Origin of the sequence: Budvicia aquatica DSM 5075 = ATCC 35567 (genome assembly GCF_000427805.1) — a bacterium.
Classification (GTDB): Bacteria; Pseudomonadota; Gammaproteobacteria; order Enterobacterales; family Enterobacteriaceae; genus Budvicia; species Budvicia aquatica.
In genome coordinates this window covers 61,158-78,886 of record NZ_ATYS01000011.1, presented here as the reverse complement: position 1 = coordinate 78,886, position 17,729 = coordinate 61,158, and the positions used below count along the sequence as shown (strand labels likewise).

Sequence of the window (17,729 nt, the reverse complement as noted above, 5' to 3'; positions counted from 1 at the left end):
TATCGCTTATCAGCTTTTATCTAACTGTGCTTTAAGCCATTTAATGCCTGATTCTGGCGAAGTCAGTACCGGTACCGCTGGGGTATCCATACCGGCAAGTACTCTGGCCATGGAGGCCTGCGCCAGAACGACCACATCACTGCCTGCAATCGCCTGCTTCAGTCCGTCGCTGACAATCTTATCGTGTGTTTGATTGTCACCGTCCAGTAGGGCAACAAAGGCTTCTGACATTAATATAGATTTCAGTTCAATCTGTTTATTTGCACTTTTAGCCTTCTGGCTGATAAAGGCCAGCGTAGGTTTTAGCGTAGTTTCAACCGTAGCCAGAACCGTAACTTTAGGCCCCATATTAATGGCTTCATTGGCCATGGCCTCATCAATTCGGGTGACCGGAATATTGACCATAAACTGGCATTGCTCAACGCTATGACCGATAGATGAACAGGCGGTCATAAAAATATCGCAGCCTGCTTTTTCAGCATTTTGAACATAGGCGGCAATGCGGGCATTAATATCCGGGGTTGGTCCGCCTTCTCTCATAACCTGTTTGATCATTGAATCTTCAATAATATGCATGATTTCAACACCGGGAATAAATTTGGCAGTGAGGTCTTGCATCATAGCCAAGGTGGCTGAGCTGGTGTGGAACAGAGCGACTTTCTTCATTGTTATATCCTTTAGTTAGTCTGAACTTATAAGATGTCGGTTAAAAACTGGGCGATTTTTTCGGCCACCTGATGATCTTCATCGGCGGATAGTCCGCCAATGGCGACGGAACCGGCCAGTGCACCTGAGGGTGAGAATACCGGTATCCCTCCGGGCAACGCGGTCAGCAAACTATCTCCGAAGTATTGAATATCCAGATTTTCTTTCTGTAGCCGTTGGAGAAATGCCAGCGTTTTAGTCGATAGCCGGGCTGCGGTATAGGCTTTTCGCTGGGTTAGCTCAATGGTTAATAGCTTGGCATTGTCCATGCGGTTAAAGGCCAGTAACGAGCCATTACAGTCACAAACGGCAACGCTAAGCGCACGATTATTGTATTCGCTGGAGGCAAGGGATAGGGCGAGAGCCGTCGCTTGCTGAGCTAATGATAATGTTATTTTAGTTGTCATATTATTGCTCCTGAATAGCCGATGATGATGCAGTGGTTACTGGGGTTGATGGTTTCGGTTTAATCTCTTTGCGCCGCCAGTAGTTAGCCAGTAGTGAACCGGTAATATTACCTAGCGGGGTCATAATGGCAGAGGCCAGACCGACCGTTGCTAATTTCCCCATAGCTGCAGCTAAACCGGAGGCCATACCGCCATTTTGTAGGCCGACTTCAAAGGCAATGGTTCGTGATGATTCCTCATCTAAGCGGAATACCCAGCGGCTCATAGAATAACCGATACCGTATCCGCCAATATTGTGCAGGAATGCAGCCAGACATAATGCGAGGCCAACCTGCATCAGGTTGTCACGGCCTGCAGCTGCGGCTGTGGTGGTAAAGAAGATAATGCCCAGCATGGATATGGTTGGCATAATTTTCTCGATGCCGGGTTTTTTCCTCAGCAGCCAGTTATAGAACACGCTCCAGATAATACCGCCGGCAACAAAGTTCACGACGATCATCATCATCTGATTTTCGGCGCTCATAGGTTCAATCAGAGAACCCCATCCGCCTGTGCTGATAAATATTAGCCACGCAATGCTGATATACATCAGTATATGAACCACGCGTTTGCCAGTAGCAGATGCATAGGTTTTCAGATAATCGTGGAGCATGGCTGCGCCGATAGGGATTAGCACGATCTTGATCACGTCCATAATCATCGACAGTAGCTGGATCTCAATTAATGAACCAGCCAGCACTTTAACCCACAGAGGCGTCATTAACGTTGCAACCAGTGTCGATACTGCCGTTACGGAAATACCCAGTGCCAGATTGGCTTTCGATATATAGATCATCACGGTTGATGATAAGCCACTTGAACAGGAGCCAATCAGAATTATGCCAACGGCAACTTCCGGCGGAAATGAGAAAATCTTTGTTAAGCTGAACCCTAATAACGGCATGATTAGAAAGTGACAGAAGGTACCAACAAAGACTCCCCACGGCATTTTCATCACGTCAATAAAGTCCCGCAAAGTGATCTTGGTTCCCATACTGAACATCGTTGCCTGAATCACTAAGAACACGATCCATTTATGCGTAATATTAAAACCGCCCCAAACGATCAGTTCGGTTGAATAAATCATTGCAGCAACGAACCCGGCAATAATCCACACGGTAAAGCTAAAAGAACGTAAGTTTTCCCAACGCCCAATTCCCATCGCTAGCCCGACGGTAAACATGACCATTCCCGGATTCCATAATGGGGGAATATCGCCAACTAAACCTATCAACGTTAATATTAATCCCAGCGCCGACATGGCCAGCCCGAAATTATATATCATGGACTTAAAATGCATATTACCCTCACTTTATGGTTCTTATTTCATGGTAAATAATGCTTATATAAATGCGTTGCATTTACCTTTTTTTAATACTTAACATCTGTCTTGCTTCATCGGGAGTAGCGACCTTTTTATCCATAGCTTTAATTAGGTCAGCCAACTTTTTGACTAATAAATAATTTTCAGTGACTTGTTCAGTCGGATTGATGTAATAGCTGTCTTCAAATCCTATTCTGACTTCACAAGCGCCTAAGCCTATTGCTGCCGCCATCAGAGAATAGTCACGTCGATCAAAATGAGTAATTCCCCATAGCGCTCCGGCAGGAATAAATTGACGCATAGCAATTAATGCATCGACAGTCGCAGGGGTAGATCCTTTATGGCCCAGAACGATGTTGTAAAGCATCGGCTGAGTAAATTGGACTTCATCCATTAACATTTTGATGTTATTTACCATTCCCAGCTCAAACACTTCAAACTCAGGAATAATGCGCTTCTCTACGATTTTCTTTGAACAATAAAGGACATCGTCGGCAGGGTTTAAATAGACATAAGGTCCCAGGTTAACGGAACCAACATTTAGCGATGCCATTTCGACATTAGGGCACTCTAATGGCGCACAACGCTGCTCTATATTCATTGAAGAAACACCGCCGGTAGAGGCTTGAATAATCAGCTCACTTTGCTCATTGATGAGGTCGATGGTTTTTTGAAAAGCAGTAACATCCGGCGTCAATCTACCGTCGGTTTCTCTCACGTGTAGATGGACAATCGATGCACCGTATTGAGCCGATTTTATTGCTTCTCGAGCAACTTCCTCTGGCTCAACCCGGGTGGAACTGGCAGAAACGGGCGCAACAGATATGATGACTTTGTCAGACATAATTGACTCCTGAATAAAAGAATTAACCGAGGGTTTAAGGTTGATTAATACCCAACCGTAACGCCATTTTTAATATTTCTTGGTATTAATGTGTTTTTAATATTTTTTCGATAAATTATGATTTATCTTATGAAGCCAGCTTAATCCTTCAGCTGTATTTCCGGCTGGATAATATTCACAGCCAATCCAGTCGTGATAATTTATTCGTTCTAACTTTTCTAATAGCCATGGGTAATTAATTTCGCCGTTATCCGGTTCGTGCCTATCCGGAGCTGAAGCTATTTGAATATGTCCAATGTTATTGATGTGTTTTTCTAATGAATTTAAAATATTTCCTTGAGTTCTCTGGCAGTGATAAATATCAAACTGGATCGCGATATTTGGTTTATTCACCAGATGAATAATTTGTTGGGCTTGATCCAGCGTTTTTAAAAAATAGTCGGGCATATCAACAGGATTTATCGGCTCAATGAGAATACGGATACCCTGTGGTAATAACCGGTCAGCGGCATAGCTAAGTCGTTTAATAAACTGAGCTTGCTGTTCCCGTGGCGCTAACTCCGGCTGGATATTTCCGGCCATAATATGAACCTGACGACAATCTAATATATTGGCGTAATAAATCACCTGTTCGATGCTGTCACGGAAATCGTGCTCCCTGTCCGGCAATGATGCGAGGCCACGTTCACCTTGCTGCCACTGGCCCGGCGGCGCATTAAATAGCACGGTAGTTAAACCTTGCCGGCTGATAATCGATTGCAATTCATCGGCGTCATACTGGTAAGGAAACAGGAATTCAACCCCTTGAAAACCCGCCTCTGCCGCGGCACTGAAGCGCTCAATAAAGGGGACTTCATTAAACATCATCGTCAGATTAGCCGCGAACTTAAGCATGATGACCTCCGGAACCCTGCCTGCTGTGGGTCAGATGTAGATTAATCCCTAACGCTCTCAGATTTTGCTGAGTTTCGGCATCTAATTGGTTATCACAAATAATGTCAGTCAGTTCATTAAGATGACTGATATGGAACATGCCGTATTTTCCGTATTTACTACTGTCTGAAATTAAAATCTTTCGGCGAGAGGCGCTGATGATCGCTTTTTTAACCAGCGCTTTGCCTTCTTCCGGGGTTGATAGCCCGTGAGTTAAATCCCATGAACTGGTGCTGATAAAGGCAACATCAATATTGAGCGTAAGTAGAAAGTTTGCGGCACTGCTCCCGACACAGGAGCGATTACGTAAGTCAACCTGCCCGCCGGTGTGGAACAAATTGATATGAGACATATTCATCAGGAAGTTACAGATAGTGAAGTCATTGGTAATCACCGTCACTTTATTCAGCTTTTTGGCAATGTGACGTGCAACTTCAAAACTGGTGGTTCCCGCATCTAAGTAAATCACTTGGCCAGCCTCAATCAGTTGAGCTGCCAGTTCGCCAATTTTTTGCTTATGCTGGTGATGCAGCATGGCTTTCTCAACATAAGGAAGCTCTTGCTTAAGCGCGTCATGTAGCTTTACTCCACCGCTGATGGCAATCACCTTCCCCTCATCAACCATTGATTGAATATCCCGACGTATCGTCATATGGGAGACTTCCATCAACTTTGCCAATTGGTTAATTGTGGCAGTTTGATGCTGATGAAGGTGGTTATAAATGAAGTTATGGCGTTCATCTGGCAACATTGAGATCTCCTGACACCTTGTTACTAGCTGGCTTTAAACACGCAATTAAGTTCATCCACGTGTTGTTGACTTAATGTGACGTAATTAAACGGTTTTAGCTGGAGATATAATCGGGCCGTATCTTCCAACTCTTCTGCATTAAACACCGCTTCTCTGATGTTTTTTCCGCTAATAACCGGGCCGTGGTTAGCCAACAACATGGCATTGTGGTTAACCGCCAATTCTCCTACTGCCAAGGCCAGTTTTGGATCGCCGGGCCGGAAGTAGGGAATAAGAGGCAGTTTGCCCACGCGCATAACGTAGTAGGGGGTTATTGGTGGTAAACAATTTTCCGGATTTAAATCAGCCAGGCAGGAGAGCGCGGTAAGATAAGGTGAATGCAGATGCACCACTGCACCGGTTTGTGGCCGTTGCTGATAGAGCGCAATGTGCATCGGATATTCTTTGGATGGCCGATCGCCGGACAGTCGTTCTCCCTTCAGCGTTATCTTGCTCAGACTTTCAGGATTGAGATCGCCAAAGCTGGAATTGGTTGGCGTAATCAATAACGCTCCGTCGGGCAGCATCAGACTGATATTGCCAGCGCCACCGCTGCTATATCCGCGCATAAACAGCGAATGGGCTAGTGCAACAAGTTGTTGGCGTAATTCGGACTCAGTCATGACAAAGCTCCTGTGCATATTGGAAAAAATCTATATGGCCAAAATTACCTGACTTTAATGCCAGCCAGCGTTCGGGACGATCGCCATCTCTGACCCAGGGAACACCGGGGGCAATGAGTCCGCCGATTTCCAGTTTGTTGATACCCAGCTCCTGTACTATCAGACTGGATGTTTCACCACCGGCAATAATGAATCGGTTAAAACCGTTCTCAGCTAAATGCTTTGCCAAACCGGCAAAGGTCCGCTCTATAGCGAGGCCGATTTGTTGAACGCCATATGTCTGCTGAATTTCTCTGACTTTTTCAGGTTCCTGAGTGGCATAAACCAAAGGGGCCCATTCTGATGATTGCTGTAAAACCCAGTCGGCCAACAAGAGATGGTATTTTTTATCGTTTAAGCAGCGCTCTGCATCCAGTGCATACGAGGGTGCAATTTGTTGATAGCGGGCAACCTGTTGATTAGTCATCACTGAGCAGCTCCCTGATAACACCACCGCCGGCGCATTTCTATTCGGGTAAGCCGGGGTATGCGCTCGGGCATCGCTGGTATCAGCATATTCGGCCATCACCTTCGCCAAACCTGATCCCCCGGTTAACAATGGAAATTTGGAGATAACCGGTTTCAGGCAGCGTAAGTCATCAAAAGTTAAAGCATCCGTGACGGCATATCGGTAACCCTGCTGACGCAAATCGATGATTTTTTGTTCTATCGCCTGAGGGCCCTGATGCAGTATTTCTAAATCAATTAATCCGGTTTTACCGTTGGCCTGAGAGTCCATCAGCCGCATGAGGTTAGCGTCTTTCATCGGGGTAATCGGATGATTTTGCATGCCTGACTCATTCAGCAAGCGGCCATTAACAAATAGGTGTCCATGCACAACCGTACGACCGTTCACCGGCAGAGCAGGGCAAATTAGGGTGAAGTCACTACCTAATTCATTTAATAGCGCATCCGTCACCGGGCCAATGTTGCCTTCTGAGGTTGAGTCAAAGGTTGAGCAATATTTAAAGTAGATTTGCTGGCATCCGGCCGCTTTTAGCCAGCGGCAGGCCAGAAGCGATTCCTCAATAGCCTGTTGTACCGGGCAGGAGCGACTCTTTAACGAAATGATCAAGGCATCAGCATGGCATTCAGTGAGCGGCGCTTCAGGGGTTCCAACAAATTGGATAACTTGCCACCCGTCAGAAGAGAGAAAACAACCGATATCGGTTGATCCGGTAAAGTCGTCTGCAATTACACCCAGTTTTATTGTCATGATTCATCTTCAATTTCGTTGATGAGAGATTGTGTGAAAGTTTGTGTCTTTTTGCTTCACATTCACAGGACATAGTTCACATATTGGAAGATAAATAGTCGTGAGTTAAATTGGTTATCTTGTTGAATAATATAGATAACAGTGTTTATCATAATTTCACATCTCAATGTGAATATTAGCGTGAGCGTTTTTTGGGGATTGAGATGTGATAACAACCACATGTGTGATCGCATTAATTAGATGTATGAAAAAGAAATTATGATTATAATAGTTGAGTGTTTTAATAGGGTATAGGGTTGTTATGGAGCAGTTTGAAACAATTAGCGTTAGTGAGGCTTACGTCCGGCTGCAGCAGGGCGATGCTACTTTGGTTGATATTCGCGATATGGCCAGTTTTCAGTCGGGCCACGTGCCTGAGGCAATTCACCTGACAGATGCCAATCTGAACGGGTTTATGCAGCAAACAGAATTAGATCACCCTATCTTTGTGATGTGTTATCACGGTATTAGCAGTCGTGGAGCCGCACAATATTTAGTCCATCAGGGATTTGAACAGGTTTATAGTATTGAAGGTGGCTATGAATCTTGGTTACGCCACTATCCTCAGCATGTTGCTAAAGCTTAAATAACGTTGGGTTGTCTGTTTAGCTAGCCATCTCAGGTGGCCCAATCGTTTACTCATCTCGCCAGTTTTTATTCTCTCCTTGTCTATAAATCTGATTCGGTTGAACAACATCTCCAGAAACTACACCCATTGTGGTAAATTATGTTCGTTTCATGCGCGCTATTATTGAGAAAGATTATCAGATTGTTGAATCACTGATGAGGTGATACATTCGTGATTAATCACTTTTTGATATAAATCATTTCGTTAAAGCTTAAGTGAGTTCTGATGCTTCGATTAATTGCTTTTTCTAATCCCCGAATGGCTCAGGCTTTTGTCGATTATATGGCCACACTTCATATTGATATTGAAGTTCGTCATCAGAATAATCAGGTAGAACTGTGGCTGGCTGATACATCGTCAGAGCAAATGGTTCGTCATGAGTTACAGCAGTTTATTGATAATCCCAGCGATCCCCGTTATTTAGCGGCCAGCTGGGAGTCAGGCAGTTCAAATGCCAATATTGTTTATCGGAAAAGCGATACGCTGGCAAACCTGCGCTCTCAGGCCGGGCCATTGACACTGAGCGTCATTGTTATCTGCGTTGTGGTTTACGGTTTAATGCAGGTATTTGATAATACGATGTTTAACCTGTTAGCCTATCCTTCCGATAGTAGCCAATATATTCAGATATGGCGTTGGGTTAGCCATGCTTTCTTACACTTTTCTCTGATGCATATTCTCTTCAATCTCGTATGGTGGTGGTATCTTGGTGGGCCTCTGGAAAGACGATTAGGGACCGGCAAGCTATTAGAGATTACCGTGCTATCAGCGATTTTGTCCGGATACGGACAGGCTATTTTTAGTGGTAGTTCGTTTGGCGGTTTGTCGGGCGTTGTTTATGCATTAATGGGATATTCCTGGTTATCGGGCGAACGTGCGCCGGAGCGGGGAATTTATATGCAACGCTCATTAATGATATTTGCCTTAGTATGGTTAGCCGTTGGCTACTTTGATATGTTGGGTGTATCGGTAGCAAATGCGGCTCATATTGGTGGGTTAGTTGTTGGTCTTGCGCTCGCATGGTGGGACACCCGGTCTTCAAAAAGAAATTAATAAACAATAATAAGGGGCGCGTCAGGATAAACGCGTTTAGGGTTTTGAAGTGAAACAAACTCAACGACATGAATCGATTATAGATTTAGTCCGTAAGCACGGTTATGTCAGCACAGAAGAGCTGGTAGAACATTTTGGTGTTAGCCCGCAGACTATTCGTCGCGATTTAAATGAACTGGCTGAGCAAAATAAGATCCAGCGTCACCATGGCGGTGCTGCCTTACCTTCCAGTTCAGCCGTAAACGCGGCATATCACGATCGTAAAGTGATGTGGTTGGAAGAGAAAGTGCGTATCGCCGAGCGCGTCGCCAGCCATATTCCTGACGGTGCAACGCTATTTATTGATATTGGTACTACGCCGGAAGCGGTAGCCCACGCGCTGTTAAACCATAAAAACCTGCGAGTGGTGACCAATAATCTAAATGTTGCCACGCTGTTGACGGGTAAAGAAGATTTCCGTTTGATTCTTGCCGGTGGTGAAGTCCGCTCTCGTGACGGTGGAATTATTGGTGAAGCGACCTTAGATTTTATTTCTCAGTTTCGTCTGGATTACGGAATCCTTGGTATCAGCGGGATCGATATGGATGGTAGCCTGCTGGAATTTGATTACCATGAAGTGCGGACTAAGCGGGCAATTATCGAGAACTCGCGTAGCGTGATGCTGGTGACCGACCATTCTAAATTTGGCCGTAACGCGATGGTTAACCTAGGTAATATGGGACTGATTGACTACCTGTTTACCGATGAAGAGCCTCCTGCCAGCGTAATGAGCATTATTAAGCAGTTTGATGTGAAGCTGGAGCTTTGCTAATTCTTCGAATTTAGCGCTGAGTTTCTTATTCTATTTCTATAAGATCAACGCTGACGGTCTGGTGCTATCCCACCAAACCGTCAGCTTTTTATTTTTATTTTCTTAAAACCACGCCAATTATCCATTCTATGTCTCACTTTTTCGCAGTAACCTTTAATTTATTGTGGATTTAATGTTATCCAGATCACGCGAAAATGTTTTTAGTTGGTTAATTACTAGCTAACCTGATTGTTTTTGTCTACAATTATGTTCGAAATCGAACATTTTTGAGCTCTTGCGAGCATGATGAGGTGGTTACAAGTGGAAACCAAAGACTTAATTGTTATCGGCGGTGGTATTAATGGTGCTGGTATAGCTGCAGATGCTGCCGGTCGTGGACTTTCCGTTTTGATGCTGGAAGCCCGAGATCTGGCCTGTGCAACTTCATCTGCCAGCTCAAAACTGATCCACGGCGGATTACGCTATTTAGAACATTATGAATTTCGTTTAGTGAGCGAAGCGCTGGCTGAACGTGAAGTATTATTAAAGCTAGCTCCGCATATCGCTTTCCCGATGCGTTTTCGTTTACCTCATCAACCACATTTACGTCCGGCATGGATGATTCGTGCTGGTCTGTTTCTTTATGACCATTTAGGTAAACGCACCAGCCTACCAGCCAGTAATGGCCTGAAGTTCGGCCCTGATTCAGTATTAAAATCAGAGTTGACCCGCGGATTTGAATATTCAGACTGCTGGGTTGATGATGCCCGCTTAGTGGTACTAAATGCGCAAGAAGTTGTGAAACACGGAGGTGAAGTTCGCACTAAAACCAAAGTGACCCGCGCATGGCGTGAAGACGGAATTTGGGTGGTTGAAGCTTTTGACGAGGTCGCCGGTGAAACTCTGACCTGGCGTGCTAAAGGTCTGGTAAACGCAACCGGTCCTTGGGTAAAACAATTCTTTGATGAAGGCCTACAGCTTAAATCACCGCGCGGTATCCGCTTGATTAAAGGTAGCCATATCGTTGTACCAAAAGTACATAGCGAATCTCAGGCGTATATTCTGCAAAACGAAGACAACCGTATTGTGTTCGTGATTCCATGGTTAGGCGATTTTTCCATTATCGGTACTACTGACGTTGAATATCACGGCGATCCGCATGATGTAAAAATTGATGAAAACGAAATTAACTATCTGCTGAAAGTGTATAACGACCACTTTAAAAAGCAGCTAAATAAAGATGATATCGTGTGGACTTATTCTGGCGTGCGCCCGCTGTGTGACGATGAATCCGATTCAGCGCAGGCCGTAACCCGTGACTATACGCTGGAAGTGGCTGATGAAGCTGGTAAGGCCCCTCTGCTATCAGTGTTTGGCGGTAAGTTAACCACTTATCGTAAACTGGCTGAACATGCCATTGAGAAGCTGGCACACTATTATCCGGGCATTGGTAATGCATGGACGAAGAACGGTACGCTTCCCGGTGGTGACATGGGAACTGACCGTAACAGTTACGTTGCCCAGCTACGCCGTAAGTTCACCTGGTTACCCGATGAACTGGCCATCCGCTTTGCGCATACCTATGGCTCGCGCACTGAAATGCTGTTGGCAAATAAAGCCAGCCTGGCTGATTTAGGTGAAGATTTTGGTCACGGTTTATATCAGGCCGAGCTGGAATATCTGACCACTTACGAGTGGGCGGTTGAGCTAGATGATGTTATCTGGCGCCGGACTAAGCTGGGTATGTGGCTGGATGACGCTCAGAAACAGCGCGTGGCTGAATGGCTGAAAGAGACGGTCGGCAAAAAAGTCGCCTTTGCTGAGTAATTTGATAACGCATCAGCTGACTTATTAAGTTAAGTGAATGCCAGTCGGGAACCCCTGACTGGCATTTTTTTGATTCAGTTGATTGTTGCCGGTGGGTTAATACAGCCCGACTACTTTACGGCATACGCAAGCAGTACCCGACGGGCACCAATATAGTGATCTTGCCAGTAGTCATCATCTAACCGGCTGATCTGAATATCTTGGCCAGTACGTGGCGCCTGAATAAATTCCCCATCCCCTAAATAAACGCCGACGTGACCAGCATGGTTACGGCTGCGGTTTGTCCTGAAGAAGACTAAGTCACCGGTATGTAACTCTTCTTTCTTTATTTTTTGTGCCTGTTCGGCAGACATAGAGAACATATTGTCTGCTGTTCGGGGCAATGACGTTTTTAGCTGGTCGCTATACGCATATTTTACCAACCCACTGCAATCAAACCCGGTCTGAGGTGAGGCACCTCCGTAGTGATAGGGCTTACCTAACTGCTGCATAAGTTTGGAGATCACCTTACGTTTTGCTGCGGTGAGTTTGGTGTCCTGAATTGCGGAGATCTGGGGATGCATGCCATCAGTAATATTCAGGTTTTGTACTTTTCGTTGAGCAAAAGGATTAACGCCAGTTGGGGCTTTATCGGCACTTTTACTTATTTTTCGTTGGTTGGAATAAGTGCTGGTATGAGAATGGACGCTGGCCTTTTTGGATGAACGTTTGCGTTTATCACTATTTTTAGAGACTGACTGAGTGACAACCGGCGGTTTTTTTGTTGTCTTATGCGGGTGAGCCGCGTGTGCATGAAATGAAATAAATAGCATCAGGATACATATGATTGCCGGCCATGGGATATTAAACGAAGCTGAAAAATTTTGTTGTAAGTAATTCATCATAATTATTTGATTTAAATTGTTTTTATATGGCTGAAATTAGCAATAACAAGACGTTAAATCAGTCTATTGATCTCCGCGAATTTAGATACTGCTAATTTGTAAATCAAATCAGGATAAAAATGACAAAATGTTCCGGTCAGAAACATATTGGAAGCAGGGGGCGTCAGGCGGCGTAAGAAGAGGTCGAGTTTTGGTATAAAATCCAATTAAAAAGGGACCTTCAGGCCCCTTTTTGATGTTACAGCCAAGAGGCTGAATGGATATATCTGGCAGTTATTTGTAGTAAGAGTGCTCACCGCTCTGATGCTCGGTCAAATCTTTGACCCCTTTCAGCTCAGGGAATTTTTGCAGTAGCTCTTTCTCAATACCTTCTTTCAGCGTGTAATCGACCATTGAACAGCCGTTACAACCACCGCCAAACTGCAGTATGGCATAGCCTTCATCCGTGATTTCCATTAGGGAAACCCGGCCGCCGTGGCCTGCTAACTGCGGGTTAATTTGCGATTGCAGCACATATTCAACGCGTTCGATAAGCGGGGCATCGTCATCAACTTTACGCATTTTCGCATTTGGTGCTTTTAGCGTTAGCTGGGCGCCTAACTGATCGGTAACGAAGTCAATTTCAGCATCTTCAAGATAAGGCGCGCTGACTTCATCAACAAAAGCAGAAAGTTGCTCAAACTTTAGTTCAGTATCGCTTGCTTCGACGGCATCCGGCGGGCAATAAGAGACGCCACACTCGGCCGTTGGCGTGCCTGGATTAATCACGAAAACACGAATTTGCGTGCCTTCTTCCTGATTAGCCAGTAGTTTTTTAAAGTGGGATTGGGCTGAATCGGTAATTTTAATCATGACATGCTCAGTAGTTGACCTTTCTTGTAGGGTATAATACGCCTATTAGTGGTCATTCTTCAAGGTGCGGCATAAACACCATACTTGAACGGAAGCAGCTCCGTTTTCTAGCAATAGCCTGCTGATCTCAGCGGCCGTATTGCCGGTGGTGACAATATCATCGAGTAATGCTACATGTAACCCACTGATATCCTGAGTGCAGCTGAAAGCATGGCGCAAGTTGTACTGCCTTTCATAGGCGCTTAGGCTTTGTTGAGGCGGCGTTGAACGATGACGTAATATTAACGACGGATTCCATTGACATCCTACCCATTTTGCCAGCCTGCAGCCAATTAGTTCGGTTTGATTAAAGCCTCTGCGCCAGCGTCTGATACGGTGTAGCGGTACAGTCATCAGTAAATCTGGCTTAGAGCATAATTGAGTTCTGCGGGCGTTAAGCCAGGCTAACAGCAATAATCTGGACAGGAGCGGGGCATACTTCACTTCGCTGAAAAACTTGAGTCGAGTAATAAAGTATTTTACCGGGCCCAGGTAATCACTGACTGCAATCATCCGTTGCCATTCAGGAGGATTGTGCAAGCAGGATTCACACAGCGCCTGATTCTTATTGGCCGGAAGCCCGCAGCGCTGGCAGCAAGCGGGAAGTGGTGGAAGATGGCGCAGACATACGCTACAAATACCCTGTTTTGGTATCGCCAGCGGTTGTAGGCAGAGCCAGCACAGGCTGTCAGCTATCGGCATAGTTAACCACTTTTATCTTTTTATTTTGAATGGGAGCATAGCCTATGTCATCACTTTACTGGCAGACCGTCGGGGAAGGAGATACCGATCTTGTGCTGCTGCACGGATGGGGGCTGAATTCGGGTATCTGGCATTGCATTACTGAGAGACTTGCCCCGCATTTTCGTCTTCACCTGGTCGATTTACCGGGTTATGGACATAGCCGAGGGTACGGGGCTATGAGTCTGAAGGATATGGCTGAAATAGTACTCCAACGAGCGCCAGAAAAAGCGGTGTGGCTTGGTTGGTCTATGGGGGGACTGATTGCCAGTCGTATTGCTCTGGATCACCCCGAGCGAGTTACTGCGCTTATCACCGTGGCTTCATCTCCCTGCCATATTGAGCAAGCGGATGAAAAGTGGCCGGGTATTAAACCCGCAGTATTGGCAGAATTCGACAGACAGCTAAACGTTAACTTTCAGCAAACGGTGGAACAATTTTTAGCGCTACAAACGCTAGGCGCACCGACTGCTCGTGATGATGCACTTCGGCTAAAGCAGGTGGTTTTTAGCGCGCCTATGCCGGAGGTTGAAGTCCTGAGTAGTGGGCTGGTTATGTTAGAGCTGAATGATTTACGAGCAGAGTTGGTCGATCTCAAACTGCCTTTTTTACGAATTTATGGTGCGTTGGATGCGCTTGTTCCAAGGCGGGTTATTCCAATGCTTGATTCTTTATGGCCTTGTTCTTACTCAGTTTTAATTAATAAGGCGTCACATGCGCCATTTATTTCTCACTCAAAGGTGTTTTGTGCTGAAATATTATTTTTTTCTTTAATATACAATTGCAAATAGGCTTTAAATCCAGTTTTTAGCTCTGTTGTTTGGCTGGTTTTTTGATGTTTTGTGCTGATTTTTTTGACAAAAAATATAGTTGTTAAATAATTAAAGGGTAAATTTTAATGAAATGTTAATTAACCGTAAGTAAGGGATAAATTATGAAAGCTTTAAAAACATTCACCATCGCTTTAGCCGTTAGCTCATTTTCATTCGGTGCTTTAGCCGCAACAGAAATCACTCAGGCACAAGTTAAACAAAACAACTATCAGCAATTGGGCGCTGTGGGCTCAACAAATGAAGCGATGGATCCAATGGATGTGAAAAAAATCCTCTCTGAAAAAGCCGATAAGATGGGGGGCCAGTATTATGTCATCATTGCGGCTTCTGAAAATGAAAAAGCCAGAGCAACGGCGGATGTCTATAAATAGTTATCGCTAAACAGCATCGAAATATTCAAAAGGTACTACATAACGCAGTACCTTTTGGTTGATGATAACGTCGTTCAGTTTCGTTTTAGCGTCAGTTTCGGCAGCCCAATAAACGATTACTGAAGCTTATCCAGCATAAAAATAGCTAGGCTGGTTTCTTGATTCGATAAGATTCAGTCAGGCATTTCTTACCTTCTGCGCAGCTCTTGCAATTTCCTACCAGACAGCTGCTATCAGGTTCTACCCGTTCTACTTTTCCCATCGACACAAGCTGCTGCAACATAGCCTGAAGCAGCTGTGGGTTCAATTTTAGCTGTCGGCTGAGCTGCGCTAATTCTACAGTGCCGTTCAATGCAACAGCATCTCTGACTTCAATTAAACTGGCCATTTAATGGCAGTGCCCTGTTTTTTTATTGTCACAACAGCTTTCAGGATTAGATTGTGGCATACGCGTCATCACCCGATCTCGCATATGGTATAACCCAAAAATGACCAGCACATTGAAAATGACAATAGCTAAAACCGTTAACGCACTCTGCTGCGGATGGGAACTAAAGTTAGCCAACTGATAAAATACCGTGGCCAGACTATAGGCAATATTCAGCCCCCAGAAGATAGAGAATGTCATCCAGCCTCTGCTGCTTTCTCTGGCGATAGCACCCATCACCGACACGCAAGGCACATATAACAAGACAAATATCAGATAGCTATAAGCTGCGGATATACTGCCGAACTTACTGGCCATAACCCCCATAGAACTGTTATCCATTGAGCCGTCGCCTTTACTTGCCTCAATAGGATTACCTAACGCACTTAAGGTAAATGTCTCTTTCAAACTGCCCCAAGTTTCATCTACTGCGCCTTTTAACTCAGTTAATAAATTAAAATTTTCGTAGTCGAAAGGCTCGTTAGTAATCTGTTCTGCGGTATATAGCGTGTTCAATGTACCGACGACCACTTCTTTGGCCATTGCCCCGGTAATTAACCCTACGGTTGCCTGCCAGTTATCCTGAGTAACACCCATCGGGTGAAGCAGCGGTGTCAGGACTTTACTGGTTGAGGCTAGTGCAGATTCATTAATGCTGGTAACCGGTTTCCCGGAAAAGGAGAAACTGTTTAAACCACCAATAACGATGCTGGCAATAATAATGACGGTACCGGCCCGCAGCACAAAACCTTTCAGCCGCTGCCAGGTTTGTAATAATAGGCTCTTAGCATGAGGAACGTGATATACCGGTAGCTCCATAATGAACGGAGAAGCTTCACCGCGCATAATGGTATATTTCAGCATCAGGCCGGTGAGGATCGCCACAACGATACCTAATAAATAGAGTGAGAATACGATCAGAGCGCCATCTTTTCCGAAGAAGGCGGCCGAGAATACGGCAAAAATCGCTAAGCGAGCACCGCATGACATAAAGGGGGCCATCATGATCGTAATCAGTCGTTCTCGCGGAGCATCAAGCGTTCTGGTTCCCATAATAGACGGGACGTTACAACCAAAGCCAACAATCAGCGGTACGAATGATTTACCGGGTAAGCCTAAGGCATACATCAACTTGTCCATAACGAAAGCCGCTCTGGCCATATAGCCAGAATCTTCCAGAAACGCTAAGAACAGATACATCAAGCCGATTTGAGGAACCAGAGGTAAGACGGTATTAATCCCGCCGCCGATACCCTGAGCAAGGAAGATAGTGAGCCATTCAGGGAAGTTAAATGTATGTCCAACCCATTGGATACCTGAAATAAAGATGGCCGATGAGCCAAGATCGAACAGGGGTTGCAATGCTCCACCGATATTAATGGCCAATACAAACATTAAGTACATGACAAATAAGAAAATGGGTAAGCCCAGCCAGCGGTTAATGACCACTTTATCTAACGCTTCTGTCAGCCTGCTCGGCTGTGCCAGACTGCGGTTTTGTACTCCATCACAAATGCTGACGATAGCCTGATAGCGGGTATCAGCAATAATTAAGCCCGGATCTTCATTGTAATGGCTTTGTAGTACCTCACGGGCATCTGACAGTAATGTTTGAGCCTGTCCGGAACGGGAACGGCTATAAATATCGCCTTCCAGCATTTGCAACGCTAGCCAGCGGCTCTGTTGTTCCGGCAAAGCAGAAGGCATCACGCTAGCCAGACGGGCCGCCTGATCTTCGACAAGGGCCGGATAAGTGGTGAGTGAAGGGTGCTTATTAGGTTGCCAACGGTCTATTGCGGACTTTAACCGTGGAAGGCCGCGGCCTCGGGTAGAAATCATCGGGATAACCGGGCACCCTAATCTGTCAGATAGGGCTTCAAGATCAATTTCTATCTGTTGGTCACGAGCAATATCCAGCATGTTGAGTGCGACAATACATGGAATACCCAGTTCGAGAAGCTGTAGGGTCAAATAGAGGCTACGCTCGAGATTAGATGAATCAACCACGTTTAGCAGTAAATCAGCCTCTCCGCTTAAGATATAGTGGCAGGCAATCTGTTCATCAATCGACGTATGTTCTGATATGGTGGTCAGAGAATAGGTACCCGGCAGATCGACCAAGGTAATCTGGTTATCATCAGTTTTAAAATGGCCTTCCTTGCGCTCAACGGTAACTCCGGCCCAGTTTCCTACACGCTGACGCGAACCGGTTAACTGATTGAACAGCGTCGTTTTGCCTGAGTTTGGGTTACCGATTAACCCGATAGTAAGTTGTTTCATTTATTAGCCAGATAGCAATGAAGAAGGAGTGATCTCTTTATTAAT

At 45.3% G+C, this 17,729-nt stretch carries 19 protein-coding genes; 6 read left to right on the top strand and 13 right to left on the bottom strand.

The features are described 5' to 3' along the window. Nucleotides 1-9: 9 nt before the first annotated feature. From YWE_RS0107050 to otnK, 8 genes are all read right to left on the bottom strand, one after another. Nucleotides 10-666, bottom strand: coding sequence for an aspartate/glutamate racemase family protein (locus YWE_RS0107050; RefSeq protein WP_029093892.1), 657 nt, complete (start codon nucleotides 664-666; stop codon nucleotides 10-12). 26 nt (nucleotides 667-692) lie between these two features. After that, entirely contained in the window at nucleotides 693-1,112 is a 420-nt protein-coding gene (locus YWE_RS0107045; protein ID WP_029093891.1) for a GlcG/HbpS family heme-binding protein, read from the bottom strand. Between the two features lies 1 nt (nucleotide 1,113). After that, nucleotides 1,114-2,451 carry a bile acid:sodium symporter family protein gene (locus YWE_RS0107040; RefSeq protein WP_029093890.1) on the bottom strand — a complete coding sequence of 446 codons (1,338 nt, stop codon included), beginning with the start codon at nucleotides 2,449-2,451 and terminating at the stop codon, nucleotides 1,114-1,116. A gap of 61 nt (nucleotides 2,452-2,512) precedes the next feature. Next, a complete protein-coding gene (locus YWE_RS0107035; RefSeq protein ID WP_029093889.1) occupies nucleotides 2,513-3,319 on the bottom strand; it encodes a beta-keto acid cleavage family enzyme in 807 nt (268 codons plus the stop codon). 96 nt (nucleotides 3,320-3,415) lie between these two features. Further along, complete coding sequence (gene otnI, locus YWE_RS0107030; RefSeq protein WP_029093888.1) at nucleotides 3,416-4,213, bottom strand: 2-oxo-tetronate isomerase; 798 nt, start codon at nucleotides 4,211-4,213, stop codon at nucleotides 3,416-3,418. Next, nucleotides 4,206-5,003, bottom strand: coding sequence for a DeoR/GlpR family DNA-binding transcription regulator (locus YWE_RS0107025; protein WP_029093887.1), 798 nt, complete (start codon nucleotides 5,001-5,003; stop codon nucleotides 4,206-4,208). The genes otnI and YWE_RS0107025 overlap by 8 nt, the downstream gene beginning before the upstream one ends. 23 nt (nucleotides 5,004-5,026) lie before the next feature. Continuing rightward, complete coding sequence (gene otnC, locus YWE_RS0107020; RefSeq protein ID WP_029093886.1) at nucleotides 5,027-5,665, bottom strand: 3-oxo-tetronate 4-phosphate decarboxylase; 639 nt, start codon at nucleotides 5,663-5,665, stop codon at nucleotides 5,027-5,029. Then, nucleotides 5,658-6,920 (bottom strand): 3-oxo-tetronate kinase, encoded by a 1,263-nt coding sequence (gene otnK, locus YWE_RS0107015; RefSeq protein ID WP_029093885.1) that lies wholly within the window; start codon nucleotides 6,918-6,920, stop codon nucleotides 5,658-5,660. The genes otnC and otnK overlap by 8 nt, the downstream gene beginning before the upstream one ends. 301 nt (nucleotides 6,921-7,221) lie before the next feature. Between otnK and glpE the strand changes: the two genes are divergently transcribed. The 4 genes from glpE (at nucleotide 7,222) to glpD (ending at nucleotide 11,257) form a co-directional block, all read left to right on the top strand. Continuing rightward, complete coding sequence (gene glpE, locus YWE_RS0107010) at nucleotides 7,222-7,545, top strand: thiosulfate sulfurtransferase GlpE (RefSeq protein WP_029093884.1); 324 nt, start codon at nucleotides 7,222-7,224, stop codon at nucleotides 7,543-7,545. A gap of 267 nt (nucleotides 7,546-7,812) precedes the next feature. Then, a complete protein-coding gene (glpG, locus tag YWE_RS0107005; RefSeq protein WP_029093883.1) occupies nucleotides 7,813-8,640 on the top strand; it encodes a rhomboid family intramembrane serine protease GlpG in 828 nt (275 codons plus the stop codon). A 49-nt stretch (nucleotides 8,641-8,689) separates the two neighbouring features. Next, complete coding sequence (locus tag YWE_RS0107000) at nucleotides 8,690-9,451, top strand: DeoR/GlpR family transcriptional regulator (protein ID WP_029093882.1); 762 nt, start codon at nucleotides 8,690-8,692, stop codon at nucleotides 9,449-9,451. Between the two features lie 300 nt (nucleotides 9,452-9,751). Then, nucleotides 9,752-11,257 carry a glycerol-3-phosphate dehydrogenase gene (gene glpD, locus YWE_RS0106995; RefSeq protein WP_029093881.1) on the top strand — a complete coding sequence of 502 codons (1,506 nt, stop codon included), beginning with the start codon at nucleotides 9,752-9,754 and terminating at the stop codon, nucleotides 11,255-11,257. Between the two features lie 110 nt (nucleotides 11,258-11,367). Here glpD and YWE_RS26845 read toward each other — a convergent pair whose 3' ends face one another. The 3 genes from YWE_RS26845 to YWE_RS0106980 form a co-directional block, all read right to left on the bottom strand. Then, nucleotides 11,368-12,069, bottom strand: a complete 702-nt coding sequence (locus YWE_RS26845) for a C40 family peptidase (RefSeq protein ID WP_036015395.1) — start codon at nucleotides 12,067-12,069, stop codon at nucleotides 11,368-11,370. 345 nt (nucleotides 12,070-12,414) lie between these two features. Further along, entirely contained in the window at nucleotides 12,415-12,993 is a 579-nt protein-coding gene (gene nfuA, locus YWE_RS0106985) for a Fe-S biogenesis protein NfuA (protein WP_029093880.1), read from the bottom strand. 45 nt (nucleotides 12,994-13,038) lie between these two features. Next, nucleotides 13,039-13,734 carry a hypothetical protein gene (locus YWE_RS0106980; RefSeq protein WP_029093879.1) on the bottom strand — a complete coding sequence of 232 codons (696 nt, stop codon included), beginning with the start codon at nucleotides 13,732-13,734 and terminating at the stop codon, nucleotides 13,039-13,041. 44 nt (nucleotides 13,735-13,778) lie between these two features. Here YWE_RS0106980 and bioH point away from each other — a divergent pair, with 44 nt between their 5' ends. After that, nucleotides 13,779-14,564, top strand: a complete 786-nt coding sequence (gene bioH / locus YWE_RS0106975) for a pimeloyl-ACP methyl ester esterase BioH (protein ID WP_029093878.1) — start codon at nucleotides 13,779-13,781, stop codon at nucleotides 14,562-14,564. Between the two features lie 143 nt (nucleotides 14,565-14,707). Then, nucleotides 14,708-14,977, top strand: coding sequence for a YdgH/BhsA/McbA family protein (locus YWE_RS0106970; protein ID WP_029093877.1), 270 nt, complete (start codon nucleotides 14,708-14,710; stop codon nucleotides 14,975-14,977). A 145-nt stretch (nucleotides 14,978-15,122) separates the two neighbouring features. Here YWE_RS0106970 and YWE_RS0106965 read toward each other — a convergent pair whose 3' ends face one another. Both YWE_RS0106965 and feoB read right to left on the bottom strand, forming a co-directional pair. Beyond that, complete coding sequence (locus YWE_RS0106965; protein WP_029093876.1) at nucleotides 15,123-15,365, bottom strand: FeoC-like transcriptional regulator; 243 nt, start codon at nucleotides 15,363-15,365, stop codon at nucleotides 15,123-15,125. Next, nucleotides 15,366-17,684 carry a Fe(2+) transporter permease subunit FeoB gene (gene feoB / locus YWE_RS0106960; RefSeq protein ID WP_029093875.1) on the bottom strand — a complete coding sequence of 773 codons (2,319 nt, stop codon included), beginning with the start codon at nucleotides 17,682-17,684 and terminating at the stop codon, nucleotides 15,366-15,368. Between the last annotated feature and the right edge of the window lie 45 nt (nucleotides 17,685-17,729).